The organism is Saccharicrinis aurantiacus (assembly GCF_947489045.1).
Classification (GTDB): domain Bacteria; phylum Bacteroidota; class Bacteroidia; order Bacteroidales; family Marinilabiliaceae; genus Saccharicrinis; species Saccharicrinis aurantiacus.
On record NZ_CANLCN010000015.1, the window covers coordinates 97,639 to 112,222 of the forward strand.

The 14,584-nt window shown below is 35.6% G+C and carries 10 protein-coding genes; 6 read left to right on the forward strand and 4 right to left on the reverse strand.

The annotated features are described in order from the left end of the window. The first annotated feature begins 135 nt into the window (after positions 1 to 135). The 3 genes from QMO11_RS16240 to QMO11_RS16250 all read left to right on the forward strand — a co-directional run bounded on the left by QMO11_RS16240 (position 136) and on the right by QMO11_RS16250 (position 2,268). Positions 136 to 1,095 (forward strand): NAD(P)-dependent oxidoreductase, encoded by a 960-nt coding sequence (locus tag QMO11_RS16240; protein ID WP_282038368.1) that lies wholly within the window; start codon positions 136 to 138, stop codon positions 1,093 to 1,095. Positions 1,096 to 1,246: 151 nt separating this feature from the next. Next, positions 1,247 to 1,672: an arsenate reductase/protein-tyrosine-phosphatase family protein gene (locus QMO11_RS16245; RefSeq protein WP_282038370.1), complete on the forward strand. Its 426-nt coding sequence runs from the start codon at positions 1,247 to 1,249 to the stop codon at positions 1,670 to 1,672. A 188-nt stretch (positions 1,673 to 1,860) separates the two neighbouring features. Beyond that, a complete protein-coding gene (locus QMO11_RS16250) occupies positions 1,861 to 2,268 on the forward strand; it encodes a secondary thiamine-phosphate synthase enzyme YjbQ (RefSeq protein ID WP_282038372.1) in 408 nt (135 codons plus the stop codon). 14 nt (positions 2,269 to 2,282) lie between these two features. Here QMO11_RS16250 and sov read toward each other — a convergent pair whose 3' ends face one another. The 3 genes from sov to thiL are packed head-to-tail and all read right to left on the reverse strand — an operon-like array spanning position 2,283 to position 11,374. Beyond that, a complete protein-coding gene (sov, locus tag QMO11_RS16255; RefSeq protein WP_282038374.1) occupies positions 2,283 to 9,668 on the reverse strand; it encodes a T9SS outer membrane translocon Sov/SprA in 7,386 nt (2,461 codons plus the stop codon). Positions 9,669 to 9,721: 53 nt separating this feature from the next. Beyond that, positions 9,722 to 10,303, reverse strand: coding sequence for a Holliday junction branch migration protein RuvA (gene ruvA / locus QMO11_RS16260; protein ID WP_282038377.1), 582 nt, complete (start codon positions 10,301 to 10,303; stop codon positions 9,722 to 9,724). A gap of 33 nt (positions 10,304 to 10,336) precedes the next feature. Continuing rightward, positions 10,337 to 11,374 (reverse strand): thiamine-phosphate kinase, encoded by a 1,038-nt coding sequence (gene thiL, locus QMO11_RS16265; protein WP_068471587.1) that lies wholly within the window; start codon positions 11,372 to 11,374, stop codon positions 10,337 to 10,339. 230 nt (positions 11,375 to 11,604) lie between these two features. On the opposite strand from thiL, the gene yaaA reads away from it, so the two are divergent. From yaaA to QMO11_RS16280, 3 genes are all read left to right on the forward strand, one after another. Further along, positions 11,605 to 12,378, forward strand: a complete 774-nt coding sequence (gene yaaA / locus QMO11_RS16270) for a peroxide stress protein YaaA (RefSeq protein WP_282038380.1) — start codon at positions 11,605 to 11,607, stop codon at positions 12,376 to 12,378. 83 nt (positions 12,379 to 12,461) lie between these two features. Next, complete coding sequence (locus QMO11_RS16275) at positions 12,462 to 13,175, forward strand: hypothetical protein (RefSeq protein WP_068471585.1); 714 nt, start codon at positions 12,462 to 12,464, stop codon at positions 13,173 to 13,175. Between the two features lie 174 nt (positions 13,176 to 13,349). Beyond that, complete coding sequence (locus QMO11_RS16280; RefSeq protein WP_068471584.1) at positions 13,350 to 13,916, forward strand: hypothetical protein; 567 nt, start codon at positions 13,350 to 13,352, stop codon at positions 13,914 to 13,916. Between the two features lie 60 nt (positions 13,917 to 13,976). Here QMO11_RS16280 and QMO11_RS16285 read toward each other — a convergent pair whose 3' ends face one another. Next, a complete protein-coding gene (locus QMO11_RS16285) occupies positions 13,977 to 14,441 on the reverse strand; it encodes an Lrp/AsnC ligand binding domain-containing protein (protein ID WP_068471583.1) in 465 nt (154 codons plus the stop codon). Between the last annotated feature and the right edge of the window lie 143 nt (positions 14,442 to 14,584).

The following is a 14,584-nucleotide window of genomic DNA, read 5'->3' on the forward strand; positions in this document are numbered from 1 at the left end:
ATTCATCATAAGAAAACCTTAATCTATTCTGTATTTTAGCTTTTCTTAAATCTGAAATGCAAACAAATTCAAAACTGAGCTATATCGGTTTCTTATTTTAAACGTTAATTTTGATTGTTTAGTACACATTATATTATGGCACATAAAATATTAGTATTATTTAGTATCCCCAATTGTGGTTTTACCGAACTAGGAAGCGATTACGAAGTCATTTTTCCGAAAGGGGAAATTATTAGTAATGAGGAAATTGAGCAGCACATTGGCTCAACTGATGTTATTGTTTCAGTATTTGGTAACAAGCTAGAAAACCACATAATAGATAAAGCTCCACATTTAAAGTTAATAGCAAACTACGGAGTTGGCTATGATAATGTGGATATCAACTACGCCAAAGAAAAAGGCATTGTAGTAACCAATACGCCTGACCCGGTAACAGAACCCACTGCTGAATTAGCACATGCTTTAATGCTTGCTGTAGCACGACAAGTAGGCTTGCTGAATAGCAAAGTACGCACCAATGAAGGAGTCACTATGGGTGTGATGAAAAACTTGAGCACCACGCTAACCGGAAAAACACTTGGTATTATTGGCTTGGGCGCCATAGGAAAAGCCACAGCACGAAGAGCGATTGCGAGCGGCATGCATGTAGTTTATAACAAACGTACGCCTCTAAATAGCGCTGAAGAACAAGAGTTAAAGGTTAGCTATATGGATTTAGAAGACTTACTGCAACAATCTGATGTTGTTTCATTACATACTCCACTAAATAACGATACAAATGGAATGATTGGTGATGCTGAGTTTCAGTTAATGAAAAACACGGCTTATATTGTTAATACTGCGCGTGGACCCGTTATTGATGAGAATGCATTAATAAACGCATTGCAAAATAATTTGATTGCCGGTGCTGGTTTAGATGTTTACTGGAATGAACCCGAAATACCACAGGCTTTATTGAAATTTGATAATACAGTGCTTACACCGCATGTTGGCACGGCTACTTTAGATACAAGAGAAGAAATGAGCATTTTAGTGAGCGAAATTATTAAAATGTTCTTTAATAAGAATCTAAAGCAATATATTGTGAATGGGTGATTAGTTTAATAGATCATTAGAGTTTAGACATTAGACTACATTAACACAAAAAATAACAAAACACATTGGTACAGACTGATAATACAAAACTAAATTTTACGTCTTGTAGAAAAGGCTATTATCTCCTGTCTCAATTCTAAATAATATATACATGAAGAAAGTATTAATCTACTCGAATAAGAATGCGGCTCGTTCGCAAATGCTTGAAGGCTGGTTGGCCTATTATTTAAAAGGGAAAGCCGAGGTACAAAGTGCGGGAACTGAAATTGAGCCCATACATATGTTGGCTCAAAAAGCCATGATGGAATCGGTAATAGATATTAATAAGTTTAAATCGGCAAGTATTACTGATTGCAATAAGGAGAAGTTTGACTTGGTAATTATTTGCGATGAAACGATACCGGAGGCCTTAAAGTTAGAGCAAGAGCCAGGCGAAATCATTACGCGCCCGTTTAGAGACCCTTCGTTGGCCATTGGTACTGATTTAGAGAAACTAAAATCGTACCGTGAGGTTTGTAATGTGATAGAAGATTATGCGCTAGAAATTGCCATGAAGTACTTTGGGCTTTTGGCTTAAACTTCTTTTGTAAACTAAATGAATTACTGCCAACTGCGTTTTTTAGCCTCTTGCTAGAACCCAGTTGGCTTAGTGATAGAAGCGGCATCCTTTGTGAGCCCATTATGGCGAAGCAAAGATATAGCGCATAGCACGACCCGCAGGGGAAGCCCCCTATTTTACTTTGTTTAATTCGATAAAAATAAAAAATGATTGATCAGTTAGAGATAAGATTACCCGAATTCAGACGCGGTTTTCATTTGATAACAGACCTTATAGAATCGCGCATTAAGCTACCACAAACTGGGATGCTGAATTTATTTGTTCAACATACTTCGGCTGGTTTAACGATAAATGAGAATGCTGACCCATCGGTGCGTACTGATTTTGAGACTATTTTTAATAAGCTTATTCCGGAAAATGACCCGGACTATGTACATACTTTGGAGGGTAGCGACGATATGCCGGCTCATGTAAAATCAACTCTGGCTGGGCCTTCGCTTACAATACCGATTAGCAAAGGAAGGTTGAACCTTGGTACTTGGCAGGGGATTTATTTTTGTGAATTTAGAAATTATGGAGGCCCACGAAAGATGGTTGCTACCGTTTACTCCTAAGCTTTATTTTTTGCCTACTCTGTTAACGAGAACCTAAAGCTTACGCCAAAATTACTATTGGTTGTTGGATAGGAAAGCGATATATACGGCGAGTTAATGGCTCTATCGTAAAATACCTGCATATTAAATCTATCGCTTAATACATAATCGGCCGTGAACTTAAGGGTTGTTATTTTTTGACCTGAGGTGAGCTGATCTACTCCCTCTTCTATTTTTCGAATAATGGCTACATTATCACGAACTGATATATCTGCTCGTAAGTTTAAGTCGCTCGACATTTTCTTCTGTCCACCTTTTCCTCCGAATATCAAATCCATTTTATCGAAACGATAGCCTACACCAATAACATATTCTTGGTTGTGATTTTCGATGAGCTGCTTGTTGGCTAAACTCAAATTTAAGGTACGTGCTTTTTTGGTTTCTAAACGGGTGGTCATATTATTTTTCCACGTAATATTGAATGCCAATAAAGGACTAAAAGTTTCATTTATAGTAACCGAGTTTACTTGGAATTGTGGCAAGAAATTACTCTGTGCATCACGAATCCAAGTAACACCATCTTCTTCAAACCCATAATCGGTATCTGTAATATAAGAACCTACATTATAGGTTGAGCGATATCCATGCGAAATATCGAACGAACGCAATACGTTTTTAAATAGTTTAATTCGCCCTAATCCATCATAAGTTATACGCCAATTAGGTCGCATGGCGGCTAAACTTGGGAATAATTCTGTGAATATGTTATTTGGGTCTTTGCCACCATATGCTGCTAAAAAGGCAGGTATTAGAACTTCTTGTGAGTTTAAACCATACCCATCTTGATTGGCTGCATCTTCAGAAGTGTAGTTTTCATCAATACCTGATTCTAAACGTTCATTGGCCAAGCGCTCAGCTACAATTACCCTATTGTCTAAGAAGGTTTGGTAATTTTTCGATTCATAGGTTCCATCGATATCAACCTTTTCAAATGCCGTACTGAAGGAGTTTATACTCATGGTGAAATTACCACTTTCTCGGGTATTGGTAGCCTCAAACATGCCATTAGTTTGCCTATAATACTCATTCATATTATTTGAATAACGGCGATTGGCAGTTAAATCGATACGTAAACCTTTTATGGGTTCAATGGTGGCCTTCAGACTAAGGTCTTCTTGATGCGTCATGGCATAAGCCTGATTAATACTATCAGTTGTAATCCAACCATTATCAGCCGCCTTTTGTGCATAATCTCTATCTTGCCATCCTGCAATAAATGCATAACCTGGAGCGCTATTACCTTGGTAAGTTGAAGATCCCAAAAACTTAGAATCGGGAAGATAGCCGGGTAAGATAGTACCATTGGTTTCGGTATAATTTACCGAGAAGTTTTTAACTCCTGTTAAGAACATGGCACTATAATCAACAGCAGTTCCTAATATGGTTGTTTTATCTTCAACAGTACCTGTAACCATTATTCGGGCATTATCATAATCCTGACTAGGAATAAACTCAGCCTTTGTTTCACTAATTGGAGTGGTTTCTCCTTTAGCCGTTCTACCATTTTCATCGAAAACACGAACACGAATCTCGGTAGTTTTAAGTTTATGGTTAATGATATACGATTGACCTTTGGCTAATTTTACTTTCTCCTTATTATAACGTACTGTTCGTTTGGTTGATTTCTTTTGTGAAGAACGTGAATTACCATACTTACGCGATAAACCTTTCAGGTATTTAGAGCGGTTATATAAAGTTGTGAAGTTAAGCTGTGTTGAACTTTGAATGTTATTGGAATTACTAATTGTGTTACCCCAATTTAAAGCATCCGGATCGTTAGAATCTTGCAAAGGAGCAGCAACCCAATTATACATTCCGCTATAGCGTATGGTAGAGGTAGTCCAATTTAAATAGGGCAGCTTATCAATTGGTATTTTATAACTCACATTAAAATTATGCAGGTAATTTGTGGTTCTACCACCCGATTTTATATTATCTAAAATACGATCTCTAGACTCGTAATAAGGATCGGCATTAGGATCATCAATATCGTAAAGAGGGTCAATTTCATCGATACGTGCATTAACGGTTGATTTAAAATCGAATTTAAGATTCTTGGTTAAATTAAATCGCAGATCGAAATAGCGATTCCAATAGAAATCTCGTCGCTGAGTTTTAGGAATCACATAATCAGGGTTATTAACTACTCGTAACTGTTGTTCATTGGTATTTCGCATCATTTCTGTTCGATACGAAAGTTGTGTTGGCATTAAGTAAAAGTTGAAATCCTTTATCAACTTAAAAGCCTCACCCTTTAGGGCTTTACTTTTCTTAAATGGCTCAATGGCTTTGGGTCTATTATTAAAGTTGTAGCCCAGCACACCTCTGTAATCTCTATCGAGCGCTTTTTCGGTATTTATATTATGTGCTTCAGTTTCGCTAAAAGAGTAACTCGCCGAAAGGTTAGAAATATCATACACCCTTGACTTGTTGCTTTTAGGTTGCAAGCGTACATTGGTAAAATTATAGCTTTTACGCTTTATTACATCTTGCGATATGTTTTTTATACTATCGCGTTCTTCTGAACTCTCGGCATTATCCAAAGCTACTTTTAGGGGTATATCCGGATCGAGAGGGAAATATTTTGGTGTAGATACTTCTTGAGATGTTCCATAGTAGAATGGAATAGTCATACGAGTATTAGCTCCTGTAAACTTACCCAAATCAAGGTTTGCGGCAATATCGTATTGATAGAAATCTTCCTGACTTCGTTCTGCAACACTTTTTTCGATACTTCCGAAACCAATGGACGATGTATTACCTGCCACAGACACATTACCAAAATCAGATAACTTAATATTTACACGTGCATTTGCTGCCCATCCGCCTTCTTCGTTAAAATCGGTTAAGCGCAATTCATTAAACCACGTTTCAAAAGATGCGAGGTCTTCACTTACCATACTTCTAATACCAATAACAATTGTACGAACGTTACCGATGTTAGGATTACCCTTAATCTTAACCCAGTTCTCGTCGTCCTTCATGGTATACACATCGCCTACCGGATAATTGTTATTGTTACGTAATAGTTTAACCGCTTGTAATTTCTCAAAGGCAAAATCAAATCTATTTTCAGCAGGCCAAATGGCTTCGGGGTCTGTAGCATTATGTGGCGTCATACTTAAGGGAATTTCATACTCATAATAGTTATTACGAGCATCTGACCCAAGACGTATAAAGGCACGAGCTCTGCCTTTTCCGATTGTTCCCTCAACTATTTCTTCGGCATGCACCTCCATCTTTAATTTGCCGTATTGGCGCATATCCATATTCAGGGTTTTGAATACAGCACGCCTGTCGTTCTTTGCAATATCAGTTACTTTTAATAAAATAGATTGCTCATTCAATTCGCGCAACTGCGGATTGGCAGGATCTATAACCCTATCAACTCCAGGAGGTAGTACATATGGCACTGGTTGCTTAGAAGCATTCTCTTCGATATTAACAGCCCCAACTTCAAATTTAGTATCATCATTGGGCACTACATTTTCATTATCCTCCTCTAAATCATCGCCATAAATACGCCATTCACTTCGTACTAAATCCAAAGTGGCAAAACGTAAAATGGTTGTATCAGAAAAGTTATGCATAAACATACGCATAAACCTTATAGAACGCGTATCGGAAATACTTCCTACAGTTTTATCAGGCTGATTAATTGGAATTCGGAATTGGTACCAATTAACCTTCTCAGTATTCCCGTTTTTTAAATCAACCTCAGCTTCAACCTTATCTGTAATATAGTTTTGACCAATAATCATTTCATTTGGATCCAAGCGAACCTTATATTGGTAATAACTTTCGTTTTCACTTAAGGTATTATCTCTATTTACATCTTCCTGATCAGGAAGCGTAGTTGCAGCTGTGGCGTATGATTCTGGAGAATATTCAGAAGGAATAGCATTTCCCTCAGGCCCGTTAAAGTTTTTATATCTGTCTAATATTGATGTTTTATCCTGATCGTAATCAGAACCTCTAAAATAATGGTAATCATCGGAAGCGGGGTCAGCCATAATCTTGTCATAAGCTTCAGACGATAGTCCTCCTGAACTCAGGAGCGCCTGCATCTCTGCAATATACTCTGCATAAAACACTTGTTCTCTAGAACTTGGCATACCGTTTAAACCAACATCTTGAGCCAAACGTGTTGCAGGATCGTTACTAAAAGCATTTACTAAACTTTGCTGCTTTGGTACATAACCCCACTTTGTAGAATCTACATTATCTTCAAAAATATCGTTAGGTCCTGGCAGACCTTGCTCAAAGAATTTACGCGAATCGCGCAATACATCCTCTGAAATATTACCCAAGTTGAAATATAAATCCCCTGCTTTCTGAATATTTTGGTTGTAAACAAATGGGTCCATCATCCAAAACTCAATAAACTCAATATTGGCTGCTTCAAAGTCATTGGTTTCAACACGACGCATGATACCACCCCAATTATTCTCAGGATTTCTGAGTTCTCCATTTTCCTCTACATCAGTACTAAAGTTATAAACCCCTCTCTCCTTAGGATAGTATGCTACATTTAATACAGGAATATTAGTAGCTTGTCCGTATACAGCTTGCCTATCTGGAAAAATCTCCTTCTCAAATACCTCACGAGAAAAATGATTCGATTGCTCATCTAAATCATCCTTAATATGCTGAGGAGTAAATTGATTACTTCTCGAAAATAAGGGATCGATAATATACCACGCCAATTTACCTCTTTGGTATCCATACTCTAAGTCATTAATTAAATCCGACTCTGGAAATAAATCCGGATCCTGTGGCGTACCTGCAATACTCCAAGCAGTCCAGTTACGCATATCTATTGAAATCTTGGTACCTTCAAAATCATCAATATAAGCCTGATTACCAACTACACTTGGGCTACCTGGCACTAACTGGGCGTACTCCCCTTCGAAAGCAATACTTGATACATCTTTCACACTCAATAGTGGAATTTTATCCAAAGCATTGGTTAACCATTGTGTTTCGCTATAGTACGAAGTGTTAAAACCATAAATTGTGTTGGAAATAGGTTCGTCGCCAATATTAACCTTTTGGGTTAACGGACGCTCACTAAGGTGCATTACCGTACCGCCAATATTAAAATCCTTATTAATTTGGTAATTCATATGGGTACCGAGCATCGTTTTGGTTTGCAGGTTAAACAAACTCTGACTCTCTAAGGATACTTGAATAGGAGACCCACTAGCCAATAAGCCTTGATTAATAATTTTTACGGTTCCAAAAGAATAATCTACAGTATAATCTACATTCTCAACCAACTTTATACCACCAGCAGTTACAATTACAGAACCTTGCGGGATATTTTGGGCATTTAAGGATATTTCGTTGCTTACACTTGATTTGTACGAACCCCGTAACCTAAACTTATTTTTTTCCGCATCTTGCTCGGCAATAGTTGAGGTTTCATCATATAGGCTTTGATAAACATATTTTTCAATCAGCTTTTTATCTCCACCCAATTGACCTTCTAAGAATGATCCAAAAGGTTCAAGTACAGGGAAGATAACCCTTCCGTTTTGCGGATAAATGGTTTGATCATTAATGTAATCGAAAAAGCCATCTGGATAAGGATCATAAGTCTCATTTAACTTATCAAGGTTCATTATCCTTAATAGAAGCTTCCCCTTCATGTTAGGATTGTTAGGCACCTCATCTGGGAAATAATTAATGGCTGTACCAGTAGAATCATCAACATAAGCCACATCAAATATAAAGTCTTCTCTATTTACCTGATATGCACCTATCGCATAAACATTCTTCATCATCAAATCCCATGATGGCTTTACAGAAGGAGTTAAGTTGGTACTTTTTAGCATTTTCAAATACAGTGTATTTGGTGCATCAATTCCGTTATTTGCAAACTCCCCTACCCTAAAAGTCTGACCATTGTAATCATACTCATAAGCAATGGCCAAAACCTCATCAGCATTAAGCGACATGTTTAATGATATAAAACCCAAACTACGGTTTAAAGTATATTCTGTTTCTGAGAGTAAGCGTGCATTCTCAATCTTTTCATAACCTTTACTTTCTTCAAATCCAGTAATACCTCTAAATACAGTAGTAACTTGATTGATATCTCTAACGGCATTATAAGTACCGTCCATTTCACTATATAAGGTATTGGCATCATTTCTTGGGTTTACATTCATACCCGTACTTCCCCACTTCTCGGGATTAACCATATAAGGATTGGTATCTGGATCTGCGCCACCTCCTGATTCACCTAAATCGGCAAAAGCAATAATGTTACGTGCCTCATTAAAGTTACCAGACCTATTAGTTACCCATATTTCAACACGCTGCACGTTAATGCGTGGTAACATCGGGTAAGTCTTTTGCGTTTCGTCGTATAAATTTCTGAAAAAATGAGATAAAAAGAAGTGACGGTTTTTGTCGTACTCATTCACAGGCATATCAAATTCCTGCTTCTGCGCACCTCCTTGTATATCTAATACTGAGGTTTCTCCTTTTTGTTGAGAAAATATAGAGGTAACAGATAATTTACCAAACTGCATTTCGGTTTTAACACCAAACAAACTCTGACTACCGGTAATTAAAGTTCCTGGTAGTGGCAGTGTTACATTACCCGCTTCAACAGAACGCAAAATATCATCCTCCTTACCTTCATACTCCAAATTCATTTGATTCTCAAACTCAAATGTAGCTTCGGTATTATAGTTAATACCCATTTTCAGTTTATCTCCAATAGTACCTTGGATATTCATCTGAATCTTTTCCTGAAAATCGAAAGTGGTAGTCTTCCTGAGGTTTTCTTGTAATGTGGGGTTATCAATTTTACTAGTAGTTACCCCAATGCGTAATTCGGCAACCCCTTGTGGCTTAATATTCACCATATTATTGCCAAATATATTACCCAGGAGTTCGCTATTTACATTAAAGTTTGGATTGAAAATACTAAACTGATCATTCTCATCTCCTGCAGATCGGGCTCTTTGATCCCAATAAGCTAACATAGAATTTCGCACATCCTCATTCATGTACTCCTCCACCGTCATAGAGTAAGGGAGCTTTACGTCTATATTCCCTATTTTACGATAAAAATGAACTTGCCCTGTCGCGGGGTCATATTCTGAAGTATAATTAAGACTTGAAGCATCATTAAGCTGCATTGAACGACTTGAACTCTTCTCTGCAAAAGGATTATTACCTTTAGAATCAATACTCTCAAATCGAGTACCGGTATAGATAGAGTCCGGTTCTTGGGTTTGCCATTCAGCAAGTGGCAAGCTACTATTAAGCGCCCAAGCATCAGTCAAGCCCAAACAGCTTAATATAACAATAGAGAGTTTTAAAGTATTTTTAAAAACTTCACTCAAGTTTTGATTCAATTATAGGATTAAAAATTAGGGGGCCTGCGTACTCGTATTCTCTATAGCATTTTTAATGATTTTTTAATTACATCCTCAACTTTACAGTCCGGCTCAGAGTTTAAGATTTTAGTTACAACTTTTTGTGCACTATTCTTAGCAAATCCCAACATCACTAAAGCAGATAACGCCTCTTCTTTAGTTGTATTGTTTTGATCAGTAAATAATTTTTGATCTACTGGTTCCTTACCTAACTTATCAGCAAGGTCAACTATCACTCTTTGAGCTGTTTTTGCCCCAATTCCCTTTATTCCTTTTAGAACATTAACATTTCCTGAAGTGATTGCTTCATGTATCTCTCCCGGAGACATTGACGATAACATCATGCGAGCAGTATTGGCACCAATACCACTAACCGATATCAAATGTTTGAATATTTCACGTTCTGTAGTTTCGTAAAAACCATATAGATTATGGGCATCTTCACGAATCTGTTCGAATAAGAACAATTGAATTTCTTTCTGATTTTGAAGCTTTGTATAGGTATTAACTGATATGTTAATAAAATAGCCTAGCCCATTGTTTTCAACAACACAATGAGCTGGACTAGCTTCTATAATATGACCTTTTATGTACTCTAACATATAAATAAATGGATTAGGACAATGAAAATTTGTTTAAGCTAAAGCATTCCAACCTTGAGCTTGCAAGGCAACTTCCTGATCTCCGCCTGTTACTAAATAGCTACCTTTACTTTCTTCGGTAATATGGCCTATGGTATAAATTTTCAAATCAGTTTCTTCCGAAAACTTTTCATAATCGGCTTGCGATATAGTAAATAACAACTCATAATCTTCGCCACCATTTAAAGCCGCCACAGTAGGGCTCATATTTACCTCTTCAGCCATCATTGAAGTTACAGGATCAATAGGAATTTTTGTTTCGTAAATCCTAGCTCCCACTTTCGATTGTTTACAAAGGTGCAACACTTCAGACGATAAGCCATCAGAAATATCAATCATTGAAGTTGGTTTTACGCCAATAGACGCTAAGTATTCAATAATATCTTTTCGGGCTTCAGGTTTTAATTGACGCTCCAATATATAATCGTATCCTGATAAATCAGGTTGTACTTTAGTGTTACCTGCATGAACAGCTTTTTCACGCTCTAATACTTGCAAGCCCATATAAGCGCCACCTAAATCGCCACTTACACATACTAAATCGTTTGGCTGTGCACCATTTCTGTAAACAATATCTTCTTTATTAGCCTCACCAATAGCAGTAATACAAATGGTTAATCCAGTTAATGAAGTAGAGGTATCTCCTCCTATTAAATCAATATTATGCGCTTCACAGGCCATTTTTATACCCGCATATAATTCATCAATATGCTCTAATTTAAACTTAGAGCTAATGCCTAAGGAAACCGTAATTTGCTTCGGAATCGCATTCATAGCATATACATCACTCAAGTTTACCATAACTGACTTATAGCCCAAATGCCTTAATGGTGTGTATACTAAATCAAAATGAATACCTTGTAATAAAAGGTCAGTTGTTACCACTTGGTGTTTGTCAGTGCTGATTACAGCAGCATCATCACCTACTCCTTTTATAGTAGAGCTATGTTTAATTTCTACATTTTTAGTTAAATGCTCAATAAGTCCAAACTCTCCTAGTGATTCAAGGTTTTGTTCCTTTTCTGTGGTCATATATATTTGTATTCTTTTTTGTGATGATAATTAACCCTGCAAAACTAATAAAATAGAATGTGAATATGATATTGCATGGGTATTAATACAATTTATATTATTAAAATTGTGATATAAATAGTTATTACTAGGATAAACTTAAATACATCCGATTTATTATATCCCGATTGGAACAAATACGGATACTATTAGTTGTATAATTAATTACCTAATATTTTACAAACACGAGTATGCAAATTATTATATCACCAGCAAAGTCTCTCGACTTTGAAAGCCCAATTTCAATTGAAAACAAAAGTAATATACGTTTTACTGAAGAACCCCAGCTTATTGTTGAGGAATTACAAAAAAGAAATATATCAGATATCGGATATTTAATGAAAATAAGCGATAAACTCGCTGAGTTAAACTATAATAGATATCAAGAATGGGAATACCCCTTTAAACCTGAAAATATTAGACAAGCCCTGTTTGCTTTTAAGGGAGATGTTTATCAAGGTTTAGATGCCTTTTCATTATCTGAAGAAGATGTGACTACTGCGCAAAGCCAACTACGTATATTATCTGGCTTATACGGTTTATTGCGACCTTTGGATACAATTATGCCATATCGTTTAGAAATGGGAACCAAACTATCGTTCAAAAAATATAAGAATCTTTACAATGTTTGGGGCAGTAAAATTACTGATATGTTGAACGAAGACATCCGAACAGAAAATCATAAAGCGCTAATTAATCTTGCCTCAAATGAATATTTTAAAGCTGTAAAGAAGAGTGATATAAAGGTGCCAATTATAACGCCAACATTTAAAGATTTGAAAAATGGAGAGTACAAAATTATTAGTTTTTATGCTAAGAAGGCTCGCGGCTTAATGACACGATTTATTATCCAAAATAAATTAACCAATGTAGATGATTTAAAGGCATTTGATTTTAATGGATATTACTATAACAATAACTTATCTACCGAAGATGCACCTGTTTTCACAAGAGATCATGCATAATTAAAGACCTGTAAGTAGCCTATTGACTTATACATTTTTTTTTGTACCTTATTACAATTAAAATAATCTAAATCAGTACTACTATGGATACATCTAAAATAATTGACACCTATGGTAACTTATTAAAAGCTGAAGAGCTTGTTACCATGACAAAGAAAATTTTACCTAATACTTTTGTTTTAGAAGCACCAGAACCTTTCCCCGGTTTCTTTAATTATTATAGTGATGCTCCTGGAAAATCAAAGCCATTATATATTTATTTTGTAGTAGACAGACTCTATACTCTTGAAGAAATCACAAGAGCCCGACAAAACATAATGCGATACTTTCCGGATGGCTTTCATGCCGATGCAGGTACCTTATCATTTTACAACAAATCATATCACACAATAAGGGTTCGTCATTTAACTGATTACGATCAGGTAAGAGACCTTCAATCGTGCTTTTTAGATGAAGGAATTGTTTTCAAGAAAAAGCCAAGCAAAAACATTTCGGCAACAGCTATCATTCGACTCAAAAAATTCTTCTGTCTTGAAGAAGTGCAAGAAGGTATTTATTTAGATAGAAGTGAAAAAGACCATGGATACTTTACTTTACCACGCCAATTAAAATGGAGCGAATTTGAAGAGGTAACAAAAAAGGTTAAATACAATTGGGAAGCCACTTCATTTGATGCTGCCTTGGGTCACTTCCATAAAGATTTTAATATCGTTGACATGGTTAGGGTTTTTAATCCAAATTTAAATGTTGAATTAATTTTAGAGGCACGAAAAAAATATTTACAGCAAATTAAATAACGGTAGAAGTAAATTAATAGCGTTAAGTAAATAAAAGTCCCTACGGGGACTTTTTTATGCCTAATGTGTGAATAAAGAGATTCTAGTTGTACTGCCATGATTTAAACCTTGCAATACTTGTAAATAATAACATTATGTATTACTATCGCTCCATAATTTATAAATGGTAATAAAATGAAAATACCACAGATTGACTTTACGCTTGCTAATTTAACTCAACTGAAAGAAGAAAATAGTTGGAACGATCACTTTACCATAACATTATGGCCACGCTTATTAAATTGGCTTGGAATTATAGAGCAATTTAAAGATTATGCAAACATTGAATGGAGGCTGCATTACACCCCTAATAATATGCACTCAAACATGTTATCGGCACATATTATTGATCCTAACAAAACCTTTAACTTTTACTTTCAGATTCCACTGAAACAAAACTTTCAGTTTAATTTATATCTGGGAGATAACACATACAACTTTTTTGAAATACACCCATTTCTAGTGCATAAAGGAGTAATAAGCAACAGTGAACCAAAAATTGAAGCAACCTCATCCATTCTCCCCCACCTTGTACTTTCTACAGAAAATAGTAAATACCAAAGAGCTACATTAATGAAAATTAATAGTGACAATTATATTTCTATCACTAAAAATGATCCCCTAATAAATCTATTAGTATTGAACTTTTCAAAATTTATTGCGCCTTTGAATAAAATCATATCTGGGGAATGGCAATTATAGAAACAAAAAAAGCTTGCTCAATAAAGAACAAGCTCAAATAAAATATAAATACCTTATAATTTAGTCAATCGGTAATTGACGTTTAAATGTTTCTTCAAGAGATATAATTGTTTCTGTTGCAGAAATTCCAGCAATAGATTGCAATTTATCATGTAACATTATCTTTAAATCTTCATTATTCTTTGAGTATATCTTAATAAAGATTGCATACTGGCCTGTAGTATAATGACACTCTACAACTTGAGGTATCTCTTTTAAAGCACTCACAACTTCATCAAAAAGACTGGCTTTCTTTAAAAATATCCCCATAAATGCACAAGTGTGGTAACCTATTTTTGCAGGATTGATAATGAATTCAGAACCTTTAATAACTCCAAGATTCATCAAACGCTGAATACGTTGATGAATAGCAGCTCCCGATACCTTACACTCTCTTGCAACTTCTAAAAAAGGGATTCTAGCATTTTGTGTAACAAGTGCTAATATCTTTTTATCCAAACTATCAATTTGTTGGCTATTCTCCATCTTGGCAATACTTGAATTTATAATTTGTTATTGAAACGTTTAATTTAGTAATAATCTGCGCAAAAATAGAAAACAAAAACATATAAAACATGTAGTTTGATCATATTTATTTAACTATTAGTTTACAGCTAGCATGCTCAAAA